This window comes from Winogradskyella undariae (assembly GCF_013285155.1).
Classification (GTDB): domain Bacteria; phylum Bacteroidota; class Bacteroidia; order Flavobacteriales; family Flavobacteriaceae; genus Winogradskyella; species Winogradskyella undariae.
On the sequence record NZ_JABTEL010000018.1, the window covers coordinates 24,230 to 43,906 of the forward strand.

The window sequence follows — 19,677 nt, forward strand, 5'->3', positions numbered from 1 at the left end:
TTTGATGAAGCTGATATTATTGTGAAAAAAGATTACACTTTGTTTTATCCGTGTATCGCTACTTTGGCAGCTTCTACAGTTTTTTTAGCATTACCGATAAAAATAGAATCTTTAAATAAAATTACAGGGCGTTTTAAAAAAGTATAATGTTCTAAAATGTAGTTTTTATAATCTTCTTCCGTTAAAGATTTGTTTTTTAAATCCAATTCTTTGTATAGCATAGCGCGTTTGCTAAATAAACTTTCGTAGCTATCGGTTAATGCTCGCATCTGTTCTATTTGCTCGCTTGTAATTGGTTCTTTCTTTATATCTTGAAGTTGAAAATCTTCAGGTAAATTAAGTTCCTTAATAATTCGGCTACAAGTGCTACAGCTGCTGAGGTAAAATATTTTATTCATAATAGTGAATTTCTAATTTTTCAAAATGCAAATTAACCTTAATTATAATGAAATTTAATTACATTTAAAAAAATTATCAATTTATGGATTGGACCTTCGGCATAACTCTTAAAACCAAAGAAGATTATACCAAAGGTGTTTTTAAAACCTATTATGAATATACGGTTGGCATGAAAAGTACATTGCATAATGTGGAAGAAGCCATTGAATTCAATAATTTTCATGAAGGTATGCATTTAGGTTATATTTTAGCACTCAGAAAATCACTATAGTTTTATGGATTACTATTCAATTACCACTATTTTAATCGTTTTGTCGGCTCTTTTTGGTTACATAAATGAGCGTTTTTTAAAACTACCAATCACTATTGGCTTAATGGTAATCACCATTGCGTTTACAGTGGTTGTCGTTGTTATTGGGCAATTTGATGATACATTGTTACTACAAGAAAAAGAATTTATCTCAATGATAGATTTTGAAACGGTCTTGCTTGATGTAATGCTAAGTTTCCTCTTGTTCGCAGGTGCTTTACATACTAATTTTAATCAGCTTAAAGTACAGCGATGGCCCATTTTAGCTTTTGCAACTTTAGGTGTTTTGGTCTCTACATTTTTAGTCGGAATTGCAATGTTTTATGTGCTGCAAATAATGGGTTTAAATATTGATTTTATTTACTGCTTGTTATTTGGTGCATTAATATCTCCAACAGATCCAATTGCGGTTTTGGGTATTTTGAAAAAAGCAGGAGCACCAAAAAAATTGGAAACTAAAATTGTTGGAGAATCATTGTTTAATGATGGTGTTGGTGTTGTGGTGTTTCTAACCATTTTTGCGATTGCAGCTAAACCAGATGCGGCTATTGAGTTATCAGATATCGCAACTTTATTTGGGCAAGAAGTTATAGGAGGAATTGTTTTAGGTTTATTGTTGGGGTGGATTACTTATCAACTCATGCGTTCTATTGATAGTTATGAAATTGAAGTTATTGTAACACTTGCGGCAGTAATGGGAGGAACAATGTTAGCACATCAATTTCATTTATCTGCACCTTTAGCTATGGTTACAGCAGGTTTAATTGTAGGTAATGATACGGTTCGTAATTCAGCTATGTCTGAAACAACAGAGCTATATGTAGATAAATTTTGGGAACTTGTAGATGTTTTACTTAATACTATTTTGTTTGTAATGATAGGTATGGAAATGTTAGTTTTAACTTTAGATGGTAAATTTATCTATGCCGGTTTATTAGCAATACCGATTATATTAATGTGTCGTTATATTTCGTTATTTATACCCATAAAGTTTTTCTCAAGACGTTTAGATTTTGTGCCTAAAACAAACTTAATTATGACTTGGGGCGGATTACGAGGTGGAATCTCTATAGCATTAGCCTTAAGTTTAACTGAAAATATGCATAGAGAATTATTCCTCGTTATAACTTACGTTGTGGTTGTGGTGTCAATTATAGGTCAGGGTTTAACTGTTGGGCCTTTAATTAGACGATTAACACGCGGTAAAAATTAATGAAGTTTTAAATACGATTCTACTTTTTCAAACGGAATCATAAACTCTGTATAACCTAAATCATAAGAAGTAACTTCGTAAACGTTGTAAATTAATATTAAACCTTCTTCACTGAATCCTATGTTTTCTGGGAGTTGAAAAGGTTTTCCAAAGAAGAAATTTTCAATAGTAATGTTGTCGTCATCTTCTTTTAAAGAGGCTATAAATTCAGATTCGGAAAGCTTTGTAAAACCATCAATATCGTTGATTATTGCATTTATGTCTAAAACTTGACCTGTTTTAGTGTCAATGTTTAATAATTTTACCTGGTCATTACCATGAGCGCCACCTTTAAATTCGTAAGTGCTAATTGCTATTGTAATAACATCTTCAGACTGGTAGGTTAATTCTGTTTCAATATTCAATTCCCAAGTAGGTTCCGTTACATCTGGGTAATCAGAGGTGAACTTTAAGTATTCATCATTAAAGTTTTTTAATACTATTTCTAGATCAGAATCCTTGTCTGATGAATTTACAGTTTCAACTATTGCGTTTTCTATTGTTTTATTTACAGTTTTACTTAGCTCTTTATTCTTTTCAGCTTCGTCAAAAGCCACAGTGATATTAGCTTCGTATGCTGTATCAATATTGTGCGTCTTAAACTCTAATGGTTTTACCGCTTCGTCACAAGCACTAAAAAGTACTAAGACAATTATAAAAGGGAATATGTGTTTCAAGGTCATTTTCGTTTTGTTAAACATGATATAAAGGTATTGTTTACTTTTTAATACAGCGAATTATCTTTTAATTTTGTGTGGCTTCATTCATTATTTTTTTAACTTGATTAAAAAGGTTGAAGCATTTAAAATTTTTAATATACAAGTATGAAATTCAATACAAAAACAATACATGGAGGTCAAGAGCCAGATGCAGCTTATGGTTCTGTAATGGCTCCTATTTATCAGACATCAACTTTTGCGCAATCTACACCTGGAGGTCACAAAGGGTTTGAATACGCGCGTTCTGGTAATCCTACGCGTCATGCTTTAGAGCAATCTTTAGCGAGTATTGAAAATGGGACTTATGGCTTAGCTTTTGGATCGGGATTAGCAGCGATAGATGCAATTTTAAAATTGTTAAAACCAGGTGATGAGGTGGTTTCTACAAATGATTTATATGGAGGAACCTACAGGTTATTCACTAAGATATTTGAAGATTTTGGTATTGTTTTTCATCTCGTGAATATGAATAACGTTGAAGCTATTGAAGATTATATCAATTCTAATACAAAATTAATTTGGGTAGAAACGCCAACCAACCCAATGTTAAATATTATAGATATTAAAGGTGCTGCTAAAATTGCAAAAAAACATAAAATATGGTTTGCTGTAGATAATACATTTGCTACGCCTTATTTACAACAGCCTTTAGATTTGGGGGCTGATATTGTAATGCACTCAGCGACCAAATATCTTGGTGGTCATAGTGATTTGGTAATGGGAGCTTTAATTGTTAAGGACAAAGATTTGGCAGACCGTTTATATTTTATTCAAAATGCAAGTGGTGCTATTTGTGGGCCTCAAGATGCTTTTTTGGCTTTAAGAGGAATAAAAACGTTGCATGTCCGTATGCAACGTCATTGTGAAAACGCTAAAGCTGTTGCTGAATATTTAGCGAATCATCCTAAAATTGAAAATGTGTATTGGCCAGGGTTTACAAATCACCCGAACCATAATATTGCAAAATTACAAATGAAAGGTTTTGGTGGTATGGTGTCATTTACTACCAAAGGAAATAACTATGAAGAAGCTATTAAGATTGTTGAGAACTTGAAGATTTTTACTTTAGCAGAATCTTTAGGTGGTGTAGAATCTTTAGCGGGGCATCCGGCAAGTATGACGCATGCTGGTGTTCCTAAGGCAGAACGTGAAAAAGCAGGTATTGTAGATTCTATGATTCGGTTAAGTGTAGGTATTGAAGATGAAGACGATTTGCTTAGTGATTTAGGGCAAGCTATCGGAAGTTAATTTCTACAACCAGTTATAAAAATGAAAAAAGCCAAATCATATGATTTGGCTTTTTTTAATATTGTAAAGTGAGTTTTTAGTTCAAGTAAATAATATACCCAAAGTTTAACCAAACAAGCCAGTCATTCGTTTTGTTAGATGCTAATTGATGATCTAAACCATCTGTTTTATCATCAAAAAAGCTTTGAACTCTAAAATCAATCATTAAATCTGAAAGTGTAGTCAGTTTATATCTTACACCAACACTACCTACGATAGAAAGTGTAGATCCGTTTTCGTCAGTTATCGATCCAGGTTCCCAACCAGGATAGAAATTATCTGCATTATATATGTTTTGATCTCCGTAAGTTGTTGTAACACTAGGGCTAAATGCTACATATTGTGCTCCCAAACTTATAAAAGGAGCAAATTTATCACCACCTCTACGTCCGTATGCGAAAGATTTAAGACTCCTAGGGTAAAATTCTAATTGTGCGCCTAAATTCAAATTTTGTGCTTCTCCAGAATGTGCTCTTAATTTTTCACCGGCAACACTATTCTTGTCTGCCCACTGTCCGTAATGATCAAGTGTTGTTTTGTTCCAAGATAATTCTGCACGTACTTTAAAGTGATCTCTAAAATAACTATTTCTGAATGATCGGCTGTAGTTAGCGATATAATCAAAGTTCATGTAGTAAACAATACCAATACCAAAACCAACGTTACCTGAATTTGTGCCGAAATCGTAACGTTCTCCAAAGTCAGATTGGTAAGCTACAGGACCAGCTATAATACCAATCTCACTAGAAAAGCCTATCTGCGAATAGCTAAATTGCACAGATAATATTAGTGCTAAAGCAAAGAGTAATTGTTTTATTCTTAGTGTCATGTAATTCTAAAATTGAAGCGCTTACCAAGCAAATATATGTAAACCCGATAAATTAGCAAGCAAACCCGATTAAATGTTTATTTTTTCGGTTTTTTGATAAAATTTGATCTTGTTTCATTAGGAATAAATATCTTTAGAAGATTATAATAATAAAATTGATATTTGTCTTGTTCTAAAAGAATAAGGGTACAATATATTAAAATATTCTTAGAATAATTTATCCTAAATATTTTGCCAAATATAGATTAATATTTATAAATGTTCAATGTTATAGTTAATTTCAAAATTAAATTATAGTTAAATGAAAAAAGAAATAGACGATTTTTTAGCTAAAGTAGAGGTGAGAAATAGTCATGAGCCTGAATTTTTACAAGCTGTTCATGAAGTTGCAGAATCTTTAATCCCTTACATATCAGATAATCAAGTGTATAACGGTAAAAATATTCTTTTACGAATGGTTGAGCCTGAAAGGTTAATTTCTTTTAGGATTACCTGGGTAGATGATAAAGGCGAAATACAAGTTAATAGAGGTTATAGGATTCAAATGAATTCTGCAATCGGACCTTATAAAGGAGGTCTACGTTTTCATCCTTCTGTAAATGCAAGTATTTTAAAGTTTTTAGCATTTGAACAAGTGTTTAAAAATGCTTTAACAACACTTCCTATGGGTGGAGGAAAAGGAGGAGCTGATTTTGATCCTAAGGGAAAGTCAGATGCAGAAATAATGCGTTTTTGTCAAGCATTTATGAGTGAATTATACAGGCATATAGGTCCAAATACTGATGTTCCGGCAGGTGATATTGGTGTTGGTGGAAGAGAGATTGGTTATATGTTTGGAATTTATAAAAAACTAAAAAATGAGTTTACCGGGATTCTAACAGGGAAAGGACCAACTTGGGGAGGTTCATTAATGCGACCAGAATCTACGGGTTATGGAGTGGTTTATTTTACTCAAAATATGCTGAAGCTTAAAAAAGAAACATTAGAAGGTAAAAGTATAGTTATGTCTGGTTCTGGTAATGTCGCACAGTTTGCTGCAGAAAAAGCCATTGAATTAGGTGCTAAGGTGCTTACATTATCGGATTCTGGTGGGTATATTTTAGATGAAGAAGGTATTGATACAGAAAAATTAAGTTATATAAAAGAACTGAAAAATGTAAAACGTGGTCGTATTAGTGATTATGTTGAAGAATTTCCTAAAGCAAAGTATTTTGTAGGGGAAAGACCCTGGTCTGTAAAATGTGATATTGCTTTACCGTGTGCGACTCAAAATGAATTAAATGGAGATGAAGCAAAACAGTTAGTAAGTCATGGCTGTATTTGTGTTGTAGAAGGTGCTAATATGCCTTCAACACCAGAAGCTATTCAAGTATTTCAAGAAGCTAAATTGTTATTTGCGCCAGGTAAGGCTTCAAATGCAGGAGGCGTTGCTACTTCTGGCTTAGAGATGAGTCAAAATTCACTTCGTTTAAGCTGGTCTAAAGAAGAAGTTGATACACGTTTAAAAGCTATTATGGAAGCTATTCATCAATCTTGTGTTTCATACGGAGAAAATAAAGACGGTTCTATAGATTATATAAAAGGAGCAAATATTGCTGCTTTTGTTAAAATTGCAGATGCTATGTTAGCGCAAGGTGTTGTCTAATAAAATCGGTCTCATAATTAAAAGCTTCTGTTTTCGCAGAAGCTTTTTTTATATATAATATATGAATCAGACAAAATTATCGTTAGTATTAAATATATTTGAGCAAACCTTAATATACTAATGTCTAACACTTATTTAAAAATCTTAATCCTTGTATTTGGACTTACGGCTTCAAGTTATAGTCAAGATTATTCATCGTTATGGCAAAGCCATTATTCTTATAATGCTATTGTTGATGTTGTTAGTGGTGAAAATAAAATATTTGCAGCGGCACAAAATGCTGTTTTCGAATATAATACACTAACTCATGAGATTACGACTATTTCTTCCGTAGAAGGTCTATCGGGTGAGCAAATTACCACAATTTATTACAGTGAGTTTTATCAGTATTTACTTATTGGTTATGAAACGGGATTAATAGAATTGTATTCTGAAACAGATAATTCTGTATTTACTGTGGTAGATATCTTAGATAAACAAAATATTACACCAGCAAATAAAGGTATTAATCATTTTTTTGAAAACGAAGGTCTAATCTATATTTCTACAGATTATGGAATTTCTATTTATGATTTAGAGCGCTTAGAATTTGGTGATACTTATTTTATAGGGAGTGGAGGTTCTCAGGTTACAGTTAAGCAAGTTTCAATTTTAAATAATGAAATTTATGCGGCTTGTATTGATGGAAATGGTTTAAAAAAAGCAGATTTAACGAGTCCTAACTTAATAGACTATAATCAATGGCAAACCATTTTTTTGGGAAGTTTTTATACCATGAACACCATTAATAATAAGATGTACTCTGTTAGAAGTAATAATATGATTTATGAAATTAATGGAGCTTCAGTTGTCGGGTTATTTAGTTTGCCTTTGTTGCCTGTAGATGCAGATGTCTCTGGCGCTAATCTTATTTATTCAACTTCAGGAGGTGTGCGTTTATATGATGAAAATTTACAGCTTGTACAAAATTTTGAACCCTCAGAAGATTTTGATACTGATTTTACCTCAGCTACAGTTTTAGAAGATGAGGTGTTTATTGGTACGGCAGCTTTTGGGGTTTTAACTAATAGTATTTCTACCCCCTCTATTTCTACCCAAATTAAACCTAGTGGTCCTATAGATAATAATATTTTTAAATTAAATGCAACGACTCATACGGTTTGGGCTACTTATGGAGAATACTCTGATGTACTTAATCCATATCCTTTAACCTCTATGGGGGTTAGTTATCTTTATAACGATGTTTGGGATGACATACCCGTTGATAGTCTTTTTAATGCTGTAGAATTAAATGAGATTACACCTAGTATATTTAATCCTAATCAGGTGTTTATTAGTTCTTTTTTTAATGGTTTGGTAGAAATTAATGATTTTGAAGCTACCAATTTGTATAATGAAGCTAATAGTGGATTAGAGTCTTTATTGGTGTCTGGAGATCCTGATTATGTAGATGTAAGAGTTTCTGCAACCGACTTTGATAGCAGTGGGTTGTTGTGGATAATATCTAGTAGAATTGAAAGTCCGTTAAAATCTTATGATTCAAGTTCTGGAACTTGGAGGTCTTACGATTTTTCGAATTTGATTGATCCGCCAAGTGAAGAAGAAGGTTTTTTTGATATGGAGATTGATAATAATGGGACCAAATGGATTGGGTCTTACGATAATGGATTAATTGCTTATAATGAAAATATAACAACAAACCCGCTACGTAATATTAATTCTGAATCTCAAAATGTAGATCCATATTCTCGTTTTTTAAGCCTAGCGATAGACAATAGTAATCAATTATGGACAGGTTCTACAAATGGACTGAGAGTGTTATATAATACATCTGGGTTTTACGATAATACCAATCCTAGTTTAAGTTCTATCATTATTTTAGAGGATGGTATTGCAAAAGAATTGTTAGAGGGTGAATCTATAATCGATATTAAAGTTGATGCTTCTAATAATAAATGGATAGGGACTTTAGATTCTGGTGTTTTCTATTTGTCTCCAGACGGGCAAACGACTATTTATCACTTTACGAATGATAATTCTCCGTTGCCATCTAATCAGATTAGAGATATTTCTATAAATGAAGATGATGGTATTGTTTATATCGCTACAGCAAAAGGTTTATTGTCTTTTAAAGCTGGTGGTTCTGCGGTACAATCTAGTTTAGAAGATGCTTTTGTTTATCCAAATCCTGTACGTCCAGAATACAATATTCTTGGTTTTAGTGATCTTAACGATGTTACTAAAGGCGTAAAAATTAAAGGACTTACAGAGCGTGTAAATATTAAGATTACGGATATTGAAGGTAATTTAGTTGCAGAAGCTCAGTCTAGTGTTAATTTAAGATCGTCTAATGCTAATTATAATTTTGCTATCGATGGTGGGACAGCGATATGGAATGGTAAAAACCTCGCTAATAATGTGGTTAGAACGGGTGTTTATGTCATCTTAATTTCAGATTTAGATACTTTTGAAACCAAAGTGCTTAAGGTGCTTATAGTTAAGTAAAAGATGCTTTCAAAAAACAACAGCATTGTCCTTTCAAAATTAAAATTTAGAGATCACGATCTTATTGTAAAGTGCTATACCGAACAACGTGGTGTGGTAAGTTATTTGTTAAGAGGTGTTTTAAAATCTAAAAAAGGACTATCTAAAACCGTATATTATCAAGTTTTATCACAGCTTCAACTCGATGAAACTTATAAACCTAATCAGTCTCTTCATTATATAAAGGACGTTAAGTTTAATTACATCTATAAAACTCTTCACACTAATATTTATAAAAGTTCTATCATATTATTTTTATCCGAAATACTTTCAAATGTGTTAAAAGAGGAAGAAAAAAATGAAGACTTATTTGGCTTTATAGCAGCAGCACTTCAATATTTAGATAATGAAGATCAGTTCTCAAACTTCCATCTCTTATTTCTTTTAAAATTAACACGTTATTTAGGGTTTCAGCCTGAAAACATCAATAATAATTATCCTTTCTTCAATTTAGAATCTGGTATTTTTGAAGCTACTAATCATGGTATTTACTCTGTTTCTGGTGAAAATTTAATACTGCTAAAACGCTTATTAGGCACAAATTTTGATGCTTTAAATACCGTAAGAATTAATGCAACGCAAAGGCAAACATTTTTAAATATGTTATTGCATTATTTTGAATTACAATTAGGGAGTTTTAAAAAACCGAAGTCCCTTCAGATCCTTAACGAGGTATTTCATTAGGCTATTTATTTCTGATTTTTATATGAATTATGAGTTTGCAAGTGAGGCACAAAATTACTTATAGTATTTTTTTATTCTTTTTGTTACAGTTGACTTTTGGGCAAACTGTAACTATTTTAGAGGAAGGAAGTCATACTCCAATTCCAGGCATTACGATATATAATATTGATCAAAGTAAAATTGTATTAACGGATATAAATGGGGAAGCTTCACTATTGGTTTTCGATGCTAATGAAATTCTGTTTTTAAAGGATTTTTTATATGAAAGTCAGCAATTAAGCAAATCAGAAATTATTAAAAATAAAGGGGTTGTATATCTTAAGTCAAAAGTAGAGGGCTTAAATGAGATTGTAATTTCGGCCTCAAAGTTTGAACAAAATAAGCGAGATATACCGCAGACAATCGTTAGTGTTAATGCTAAAAACATAGCATTTGCTAACCCGCAAACAAGTGCAGACGTTTTAGAAAACACAGGTCATATCTATATTCAGAAAAGTCAAATGGGAGGAGGAAGTCCTATGATTAGAGGTTTTTCTACCAATCGACTTTTAATTACAGTTGATGGCGTCCGTATGAATAATGCCATTTTTAGAGGTGGTAATCTTCAAAATGTGATTGCGATAGACCCTTTTGCTTTACATCATACCGAAGTAACACTTGGTGCAGGTTCTGTGGTTTATGGAAGTGATGCCATAGGTGGTGTAATGAGTTTTTATACCAAAAAACCACAATTATCTAATTCTGATGCGTTAGAATTTAGTGCCAGTGTGTTAACCAGATATGCTTCGGTAAATAATGAAAATACAGGACATTTAGATTTTAATCTGGGTTACAAAAAATGGGCGTTTTTAAGCAGCGTGAGTTATACCAATTTTGAAGATTTACGGATGGGGTCTCATGGGCTAGATGATTATTTAAGGCCCGAATATGTTACGCAACAAAATGGTGAAGATGTTGTTGTAGTAAACTCAAACCCCAATGTGCAAACGCCAACGGGTTACGATCAAATAAACTTGATGCAAAAGGTGCGCTATAAACCTTCAAACACTTTAGATTTCGATATAGGACTTTATTATTCAACAACTTCAGATTTTTCAAGATATGATAGGTTGCTTCGTTATAAAGATGATCAATTGCGTTCTGCAGAATGGAATTATGGACCACAACAATGGTTTATGGGGAATTTTCAGTTGACTAAATTAAGCAGTCGTTCTAATTTGTATGATAAGATTCAGACCACATTAGCTTATCAAAATTTTAAAGAAAGTCGTATGGATCGTGATTTCGGATCTAGCACACGATATGTAAGTGAAGAAAATGTTGATGCTATTTCCATTAATTTAGATTTAGAAAAGCGTTTCAATTCTAAAACATCGTTGTTTTATGGGGTAGAATATTTATATAATAAGGTAGGTTCTGAGGCTGAAGCTCAAAATATAGACACTAATTCTACAGTTTTAGATGTTACGCGTTATCCAGATGGTGCTACATGGCAATCTTTTGCTGCTTATACCAGTTTTAAATATAAACCAAACTCCAAATTTGTGTTTCAGTCGGGTTTACGTTACAATCAAGTTTGGTCTAAAGCCAATTTTACAGCGAATAATGTTTTTTTAGATCTTCCGTTTAATGAGGCTAAAGTGAATACAGGTGCACTAACGGGTACGGCAGGGATTACATGGTCTCCGAGTGCTATGATTCAATGGAAGTTAAATGCATCTACAGCATTTAGAGCTCCGAATATTGATGATATTGGTAAGGTATTTGATTCTGAACCTGGATCGGTAGTTGTGCCAAACAAAGATTTAAAAGCTGAATATGCCTACGGAGGAGAATTAGGTTTGAAACTAGATTTTAACAACAAAGTTATTTTAGACTTAGCGACGTATTATACCTTTTTAGATAATGCTTTGATTCGAAGAGATTATGAATTAAACGGAGAAACAGAAATCGTATATAATGGCGAATTAAGTACGGTTCAAGCCATGCAAAATGCTTCTAAAGCTTGGATTTATGGTTTTGAAGCTGCTCTGGAAATTAATTTTGCAAAGGATTTAAAATTACGTTCGCAGTATAATATTATTGGGGGTACAGAAGATAATAATGGAATTGAAGAACCAATACGACATGTGGCTCCAAGTTTTGGACGCACGCATTTAATTTGGGAAAGAAAAAAGTTACTCTTTGATGCTTTTTTAGTTTATAATAATGAATTATCATTTAATCAATTATCGCCATCAGAAATTGAAAAAGATTATTTGTATGCTTTAGATGCTGATGGAGATCCTTATTCGCCTTCTTGGTACACGCTAAATTTACGAACACAATATCAGTACAATACTCAGCTTAGTTTTACGGCAAGTTTAGAAAATATAACAGATCAGCGTTATAGACCTTATTCTTCAGGGTTATCGGCTGCTGGTAGAAATTTAATTTTGGCTTTAAAGTATCGTTTTTAGGATTTGTTTGAGAAGTAATGATTTGTGTTTCTGTATTGGATTCCTGCTTTCGCAGGAATGACAAAAGGGATGAATTATTTAGTTCAAACTTATATAATGTAATCGTTTTTTTATTTTGGCATGGGTACGGACTGACTACGGCTTATGTACGGAGTATCTACGGACTATCTATGGAGTGTCTGCGATATACTTGAAATTAGTGTTTTAATTTAAAGTTATGGTGTTACTGTGTATTCCTGCCTTCAGGGGAATGACAGGAGGTGTTATGTTTTCTTTATGTGATTCCTTATACTTCGGAATGACAAATATGTGAATTTTCTTATTCTGGGGTTTCTTTTGTTTTGAGTTTTATCGAATAGATGTTTTTGATTTGTCTTAAAACGAAGAAAGCGGTTGTGTTGGTTGATTGTTTTGGTGTAGTGGATTCCTGATTTCTCAGGAATGACAAAGGAAATGACAGAAGAATATGAGTTTTCTATTCTCGTAAGATTAGATTGGTTCTCGCTATTTAATTGCTTTTATTATGGTAACAAAAAAAAGAGGTTTCAATTGTAATTTGAAACCTCTTTTGGTATTTTCTGTTGTTATATTTTCTTGCTTCTTACAGGAATGTAGTTAGTGTTGTTTAATGGCTTTTTTACTAATGACTTGTCCGTTAGCTAAGGTAATTTTAGCGATATAAGCTGCTTGGCTTAGTTTAGATAAATCATAAACTTCAGTTGCGTTATTACCTTGTAAATTATAGATGATCCGTCCTGTAACATCCATAATGTCTACGTGTTTTATGGTGTGTGGGTTTCCAACTCTAAACTCCACATTACCATTTTGTAGTTCTGTAATAGTAATGTTATTTGCGTTAATAAAATTATCATCGATAGATAATGTTGTTGGTGTAAATACAATTTCGAAACGCTCATTAAATGTACCGGCATCTAAGCTAAAAGTATAGGGCTGTGTAGTTAAGTTGTGTGTAAATCCTAAGGTGTTGTCTTTTAGATATATGTTTTGGTTATCCGTTTCAAATAAACCATCGGCCGCATGTATTCCAAGTGTGTAGTTAGACGCCGTTGTTGTCTTTATACCTAAAGGAATGACGTCTGTAATTTGAAAAGGTAACTGAAGCCCTTGAATTTTGTAAGCCTTGTTTTCTATCATAGTATAGAAGTTATTTGTGTTACTTAATTCAGTATCGGCGTCATACATTCTGTCTGCTTCATCTGTTGCATTTTCTATATAACCCACTAAAATACGTTCTAGTGATTCTCCTTCTGGTATTAGGTCTAGCCATATTCTGTGTTTTTCAGTGTTTGCATTTCTATAAAAACCATCGTTGCTTAATCCTGTTCCTCGCATTGCGTTATTAAAAATTACATTCTCAGTAGCTTCAGATCCATCTACCATGTTAACCATGAACCCTTGTGCAGCAGCTATGTTTCCGTCAAATGTGTTAGGGCCTAATCCAGAACCGCTACTATTGTAAGTTAAATAATCATCTCCATAATTTATAGCGAAATTCTCATAATAGGGGTCTGTATTGGTTGTGTTAGGTAGTGATCCATGTGTCCAGATATTAACATAGCCATTTAGGTTGGTATTAGTCAATAAGAAATCTTCCGCACTTATTGCTGAAGGGTATGGGTTGCCTAGTAGATTCCAGTTGTCATCAATTGCGTCTGAATCATCGTAAGTGGGATTAGTACCTCTTGAAATAGGTACATTATACGTTCCGTTTAAAGGTATACCATTATTGAAAGTCGCTGTGTAATCCGTAAGTGTTGTGCCAAAAGCATCTGGACCTCTAATGATATAACCTACGCCAGGATCCATTGTGTTATTAGCTGCGGATACCCAATTTCCTTGGCTGCCGTTTGTATTAGTTGTTGTTGGGTTCCATTTGTAAATTTTATTAGTGGGTGAATCTGGTGATACATCATCGGTGTTAAATCCTTCCACAGGAGAAGACCAATACACATAATCTAGTTTGCGTATTGTTGTTGTACGCTGCATGCTTATGTTTCCGGTGTTGGTGTTGGTGTTGTCTATTTGTATTAACGATCCATTGTTTTCTATGTTAAAGGTTCCGTTGTTAGTGACGTTGTAATAGACTTCGGCATATTCGTTATCTGTAATTGTTAGTGTTTTTCCACTGTTAATGATTAAACGACATGCGCTGAAGCTGCCTTGTATAGAAGTGTCATAGTTTCCATTAAGAATAACGGCGCTGTTAATTGTTGGTATTGTTGACCAGTTTGTACCATCCCATTCAGAAACGAAGACCTCAAGTTTCACTGCGTTAGACGCTGTGAAACAGGTAGCGCTATTTTCTCTTAACTGACAATAGTATTGGTAACCATTTAAACTAGAGCTGTCTATGACGTTTAATGTTGCTGATTGTTGCCCTGTGTAGTTTGTGTTACCAGAAAGTATTTCTATCCATGTAGATGTTCCTGGAGTATTATAGTACCATTGGTAGGCTAATTCTTGTGTGTCATCTGATTCGTTGTAGCTTTCTGTACCATTAATTGTAAAACTGGCAGAAAATTCACAACCAAAGTCAGCGTCTAATGGTTGTAAGGTTATTGTTGGTGCTTCTCCTGTGGAAAAGTCATAGGCTCCAATAGTTGAATAATCTACGTCATCACATTCATTACCTGTCCAGTCTGTGATTATCCAATCAGATGTAGAAAATGTTGTATTTGGTAGTGTTGCTGCAGTATCTCTTTGGAAATTTACTCCGCTTTCTCCAAGACCTAATCCCGTTGCCCAAGTAGCGTCGCCAAACACTCCCCATGCATCTACTAAGGTTGAAGATCCACTATAAAGTCCTATAAAATCATGGCCTAAATCTGTATCTCCATCTTTGTGAAAATTAATACTAGCACCAGAATTTGCAATGGTCATATCTCCTAAGCTACCATCTCCACCAGTTATTAAACTACATTGCGAGGATGCTATAGATAGGCCTGTGGCAATAATGAAAGTGCCGTTGTTGACAATGGTACCTGTATTAATAACAAAACTAAAAGACGTTGTTGCGCTACCATTATTATATATTTTAACCGTATAATTTGTAGTTGCAAAGTTAATTGTAGCACCTGTTGCGTTATATAACTCAATGTAGGTTAAACTCCCTTTAGATGAATCTGTTATTTCACTTATAAATAAATCTGTTAAGCTACCACCACCCGAAGTTGTTTCGCAACCTGCAATTGTTTCATTTATAAGTGTAAATGTATTGCTAAAAATACAACCATTTGTAAGCTCTACACTTAAAGCACCACCAGTTGTAATGGTGTTAGGTAATCTTACTTGAAGCTCTAAAGCATTTGATGCTATTGTGGTTAACGCGACTCCGTTTAATTCTGCTGTAGCACCTGTAAGGTCATTGCCAGGTGACATTACGGTAACTACCGTGCCAACAGGACCTTCTGCAGGAGCTATTGTGCCACCTACAGATGGACAATTTGCATTACCTTCTACTACAAATGTATAAGGGTCTTTATTAGCATCTGAATTTGCAATGGTTACTGTAGCACTTCTTAAACCCGAATCTGTAGTCGGTTGAAAGGTAATAGTAAAATCTTGATAGGTATCTATAGCAAAAGGATTAGATATACTTTCTGTTACAAAAAAGTCTGCCGTATCACCAGATAGTGTAATGCTAGATACGGTTAAATTTGCAGAACCTGCTTCGTTACCAATTCTAAACGTTTTTGTTTGCTGTGTTGTACTAATGGTTTGTGCTGCAAATAACGTGTTGTTAAACCCAGCAGTTGTTGTGCTTCCATTTGCAATTGTAGGATTAGAACCTACTACAGCTCTAACGTTAATGTTGGGGCCAGGAGTAAACCCAGTACCTGCTAGATTAACAATACAACTGCCTTCATCGTCATCATTACTTGTAATAGTAAGTTCCCCAAATATTGGGTCATCTGATAGTGGTGTTAATCGTACGGTTACGGTTTGTGCGTTTCCTGGTGTAATTGTAAACGGCACTGTTGCAGGTGTTATAATTGTATAATCTCCAGTAATTGCCAAAGCACTTATGGTAAGGTCTAGGGTTCCTTTGTTTTCAATATCAAAGGTTAGGTCTGAGGTTGAGCCAATGGCTACATCACCATAGTCTAAGGTGAAACCACAATCTTGGTTAGTTGCTGTATTGTCTACTAATTGTAATTCTGGTTTTGGAGCGTTACAATTAACAACACCAGGAGTTCCATTTCCTGTGCCTAGATTATCCCAATTTGCAGTTGGTTTATTGTCATTAGAGCAATCTGTAAATTCATAATTATAATCATCATCAAATTTATTAGAGCTGGAACCTGCTTCATCTCTTACGGTTGTTCCCTCTAAAAGAACTGCATAAGCTGGAGCATTCATGCTAAAGGATGCTACTATGTCTGGTAATATTGCGGCTGTATGTGAACTTCTTGCTGCAATTACATAGGCAGTATTAGGTGCTAATATACCTGATAAATTAACGGTTTCTTCTAGAGAGCTTTCATAGTATTTTAAAAACCATCCTGTTAAGTCTATACTTGTAGTTCCAAAATTTGCTATTTCAATATATTCGTCATTAAAACTTCCTCCATATCCTTTACCTGCAAATTCAGTAATTACAATTTGAGGTGTTACATAAACCGCAAAACTCACGCTTATTGTATGTGTTGCTGTGACATTAGTGAAATCGTAAGACGTTACATCGCCTACAGATACACCATCTACTAAAACATTGTCTATTACATAACCACTGTCTGCTGTTATAGTATAGGTTTGATTATTACCACAACCCACACTAGTAACACCTGTTGGGCTAATAGTACCATTGGCACCAGCGGTTGCTGTAATATTATAAGTGTCTTGGGTGTAAACGGCAGTAATTGTATGGTTTGCTGTTACATTAGTAAAGGTGTACGGATTTGTGCTTCCTGCATTGCTACCATTTACAACCCAATTGGTAAAGGTGTAACACGCGTCTGGTGTTGCTGTAAAACTCTGGTTGGCATTATCTGCTACAATTGTTGAACCCGGAGAAATTGTTCCTCCTGTGGCTTGTGTCACTGTAATTAAGTTTCCTGTTGCTGCTACTACAGTAACGGTATAGTCTTCAACAGAACCCCAACTAAATGTACCACATGGTGAAATAGCCCCTGTTGTACCTCCTTCTTGTTGAACAATTCGCATTCTGTAATCCCCTAATGCTTGAGAAGCAGGCACATTGATTGTTATGTTTTCTATTTGATTTGTGCCTGAATTTAAGCCAACCAAAGTTACTGTTGTTATTTCTTCATCTGTATCATCAAAATCTCCATCATCATTCCAATCTATCCAAACACCACCTGCTCCATCATAATCTATATAACTTTCGCTACAATCACCAAAAGCTACACTTAGCGCATAACTTCCACCTGGATAAACGTCTGCACTTTGTGCTGTAAAATCATTTATTGCACCTGTTCCTCCTCCTGTACACGTTCCGCTAGTATCATTGCTAATATTAAGACTTACTCCTGTTAAGGTAACATTTTCAATTTCCGAATCGGCACTACTTGTTGGGCCTGCATTACAATAAATATCTACTACATCTCCAGTTACCGACACTGTTTTTGTTGATGCACCTGTGCTTGTAATATCTACATCGTCAGTGTACGTCCCAAGAGCTTTTCCTGATATTAATCTTACGTAAATTGTAGTAGAAGCTACTGTGCCACTGCTTTCAGTTAAGGTAATACTATTTGTAAACCCAGCACCAGAAGTTAATGAAATTTCAAAGTCGGTTGGTGCTGTGATTACAATATCATTGGTTAAAAGGCTTCCTTCTACTGTAAATGTATCTTCAGAAGAGGGAGGCATATTATAAAAATAATCTAAACCTGAAAGTGTTGTTGGTGCTGCGGTTATTGTTGGGCCAGCAGGAGCATCTTCTTTATAAAGCTTTAATTTTACTTGATTTGAAGTATATGCAATAAAACGTGGAGAGCTGTTGTTCCATTGTAAGATTCTACTGCTATTAGAAACATTAGCAAGTGACCATAGGCCTGATCCATTGACTGTTGGTGTCCATCTTTCTGTGTTGGCCACAGTGCCTGAATAGAAGTCTGCATCATTCCCTGTCGCTCCAGATCGTCCCCATGACGCATACCCTTCGTTTGAATTGTAAATAGTGATATTGCCACCAGATACTGTAATCTCAAAAACGTTGGCAGCTGTGTAGCCTGTAGTAATTGTTGCTCCTGGACTTGCGATTGTAGTATAATCTATAATAACGCTACTTGATGTTGTGTTTTTCATTAAACCAACGTTAGTAGAACCATCTCCAACAATTAGATAGTTACCATCGGTAAGGTCGGCTATACTGGTAATTTGATTATAAGTTTGCCCATAACCAGACAAGCTAAAACATAAGAATGCTATAAAAAAGAGGGAGTAGTTTTTAATCATAGGGGGTAATTAATGAGGGTTAAATACCGGCAAAGATAGCTGAACCGTTGTTTTTACTAGTGTTGCTCAAGGTATGTTTTTATTAAGAAAATATTAAGTAAACATTAATAAAAAACTATAAAGTGCAATAAAATACGATAAAAAGTACGTATTTCATCGGTGAAATGTGTATTTGGTATGAATACTGTAAAATGATTATGCTTTCTTTTTATACAAATAGTTAGTAATACTGTACTTTTGAAACTTATGGATACCAGTAAAACTTATACCGTAGATGAGGCTAAGCGTAAACTAGAGCATTATTGTGCTTACCAAGAGCGTTGCCATAAAGAAGTGCGGCAAAAGTTGAGAGATATGGGTATGATCCCTGAGGTTATAGATCATATTACGGTACACTTAATTGAACATAACTTTTTGAACGAGGAACGTTTTGCTAAGGCTTTTGTACGTGGGAAGTTTCGGATGAAAAAATGGGGTAAAAACAGGTTGGTACGTGAGTTGAAGTTTAGAGCTATTTCTAAGTATAGCATGGATGTGGCACTTAAAGAAATTGATCTTGATGATTATGAGCAGACGTTAGATGACTTGGTGCAAAAGCGCATTGCTCAGGTTAAGGAACCTAATGTTTATAAGAAGAAAAAAAAGGTGGCGGATTATTTGTTGTATCGGGGGTGGGAATCTGCTTTGGTTTATGATAAAATTAATGCGTATTTGAAATAAAAATGTACTGTTTGATAGGAGTGGATTTTAGATTTGGGAGGTGAGACATTTCGACTGCGCTCAATGTGACAATAGGAATACGCTCAATGTGGCAAAAAGGATTGTTATTAATGAGGTGTTTCGATTGTGTTTAATTTGAGAACTAAGAGATTGTAGTTTTTTGAAGTCTGGATTTACAATTTATGATGTAGGTTGGTTTAGAATTTTAGATTTTGGAGGTTAGACATTTCGACTGCGCTCAATGTGACAAAAGAATTATACTTAATGTGGTAAAAAGGATTGTGCTTAATGAGATATTTGGACTGTGTTTAATTTGATAACTAAGAGATTGTAGTTTTTTGAAGTCTGGGTTTGGGATTTATGATATTGGTTGGTTTAGTATTTTAGA

Annotated in this window: 12 protein-coding genes; 8 read left to right on the forward strand and 4 right to left on the reverse strand. The window is 34.1% G+C overall.

From position 1 onward, the window contains the following. Positions 1 to 44 precede the first annotated feature (44 nt). The gene (locus tag HSX10_RS17080; protein ID WP_173589466.1) at positions 45 to 398 is read right to left on the reverse strand and encodes an arsenate reductase family protein; all 354 of its coding nucleotides are present in this window, start codon (positions 396 to 398) and stop codon (positions 45 to 47) included. An 83-nt stretch (positions 399 to 481) separates the two neighbouring features. Between HSX10_RS17080 and HSX10_RS18790 the strand changes: the two genes are divergently transcribed. Next, positions 482 to 670, forward strand: a complete 189-nt coding sequence (locus HSX10_RS18790; protein WP_246293552.1) for a DinB family protein — start codon at positions 482 to 484, stop codon at positions 668 to 670. 4 nt (positions 671 to 674) lie between these two features. Beyond that, positions 675 to 1,922 carry a cation:proton antiporter gene (locus HSX10_RS17090; protein WP_173589467.1) on the forward strand — a complete coding sequence of 416 codons (1,248 nt, stop codon included), beginning with the start codon at positions 675 to 677 and terminating at the stop codon, positions 1,920 to 1,922. Here HSX10_RS17090 and HSX10_RS17095 read toward each other — a convergent pair. Then, a complete protein-coding gene (locus HSX10_RS17095) occupies positions 1,919 to 2,638 on the reverse strand; it encodes a DUF3298 and DUF4163 domain-containing protein (RefSeq protein ID WP_173589468.1) in 720 nt (239 codons plus the stop codon). The two genes, HSX10_RS17090 and HSX10_RS17095, sit on opposite strands and share 4 nt — an antisense overlap. 147 nt (positions 2,639 to 2,785) lie before the next feature. Here HSX10_RS17095 and HSX10_RS17100 point away from each other — a divergent pair, with 147 nt between their 5' ends. Next, positions 2,786 to 3,928 (forward strand): cystathionine gamma-synthase, encoded by a 1,143-nt coding sequence (locus HSX10_RS17100; protein WP_173589469.1) that lies wholly within the window; start codon positions 2,786 to 2,788, stop codon positions 3,926 to 3,928. A gap of 76 nt (positions 3,929 to 4,004) precedes the next feature. On the opposite strand, the gene HSX10_RS17105 is transcribed toward HSX10_RS17100, so the two are convergent. After that, entirely contained in the window at positions 4,005 to 4,796 is a 792-nt protein-coding gene (locus HSX10_RS17105; RefSeq protein WP_173589470.1) for a THC0290_0291 family protein, read from the reverse strand. A 301-nt stretch (positions 4,797 to 5,097) separates the two neighbouring features. Between HSX10_RS17105 and gdhA the strand changes: the two genes are divergently transcribed. The 4 genes from gdhA to HSX10_RS17125 all read left to right on the forward strand — a co-directional run bounded on the left by gdhA (position 5,098) and on the right by HSX10_RS17125 (position 12,128). After that, a complete protein-coding gene (gene gdhA / locus HSX10_RS17110; protein ID WP_173589471.1) occupies positions 5,098 to 6,441 on the forward strand; it encodes an NADP-specific glutamate dehydrogenase in 1,344 nt (447 codons plus the stop codon). 120 nt (positions 6,442 to 6,561) lie between these two features. Further along, positions 6,562 to 8,946, forward strand: a complete 2,385-nt coding sequence (gene porZ, locus HSX10_RS17115) for a type IX secretion system anionic LPS delivery protein PorZ (RefSeq protein ID WP_173589472.1) — start codon at positions 6,562 to 6,564, stop codon at positions 8,944 to 8,946. A 3-nt stretch (positions 8,947 to 8,949) separates the two neighbouring features. Next, positions 8,950 to 9,669, forward strand: coding sequence for a DNA repair protein RecO (gene recO, locus HSX10_RS17120; protein WP_173589473.1), 720 nt, complete (start codon positions 8,950 to 8,952; stop codon positions 9,667 to 9,669). A 29-nt stretch (positions 9,670 to 9,698) separates the two neighbouring features. Further along, a complete protein-coding gene (locus HSX10_RS17125) occupies positions 9,699 to 12,128 on the forward strand; it encodes a TonB-dependent receptor plug domain-containing protein (protein ID WP_173589474.1) in 2,430 nt (809 codons plus the stop codon). A gap of 615 nt (positions 12,129 to 12,743) precedes the next feature. On the opposite strand, the gene HSX10_RS17130 is transcribed toward HSX10_RS17125, so the two are convergent. Beyond that, the gene (locus tag HSX10_RS17130) at positions 12,744 to 18,569 is read right to left on the reverse strand and encodes a DUF8693 domain-containing protein (RefSeq protein ID WP_173589475.1); all 5,826 of its coding nucleotides are present in this window, start codon (positions 18,567 to 18,569) and stop codon (positions 12,744 to 12,746) included. A 246-nt stretch (positions 18,570 to 18,815) separates the two neighbouring features. On the opposite strand from HSX10_RS17130, the gene HSX10_RS17135 reads away from it, so the two are divergent. Then, complete coding sequence (locus tag HSX10_RS17135) at positions 18,816 to 19,289, forward strand: regulatory protein RecX (RefSeq protein WP_173589476.1); 474 nt, start codon at positions 18,816 to 18,818, stop codon at positions 19,287 to 19,289. Positions 19,290 to 19,677: the final 388 nt, after the last annotated feature.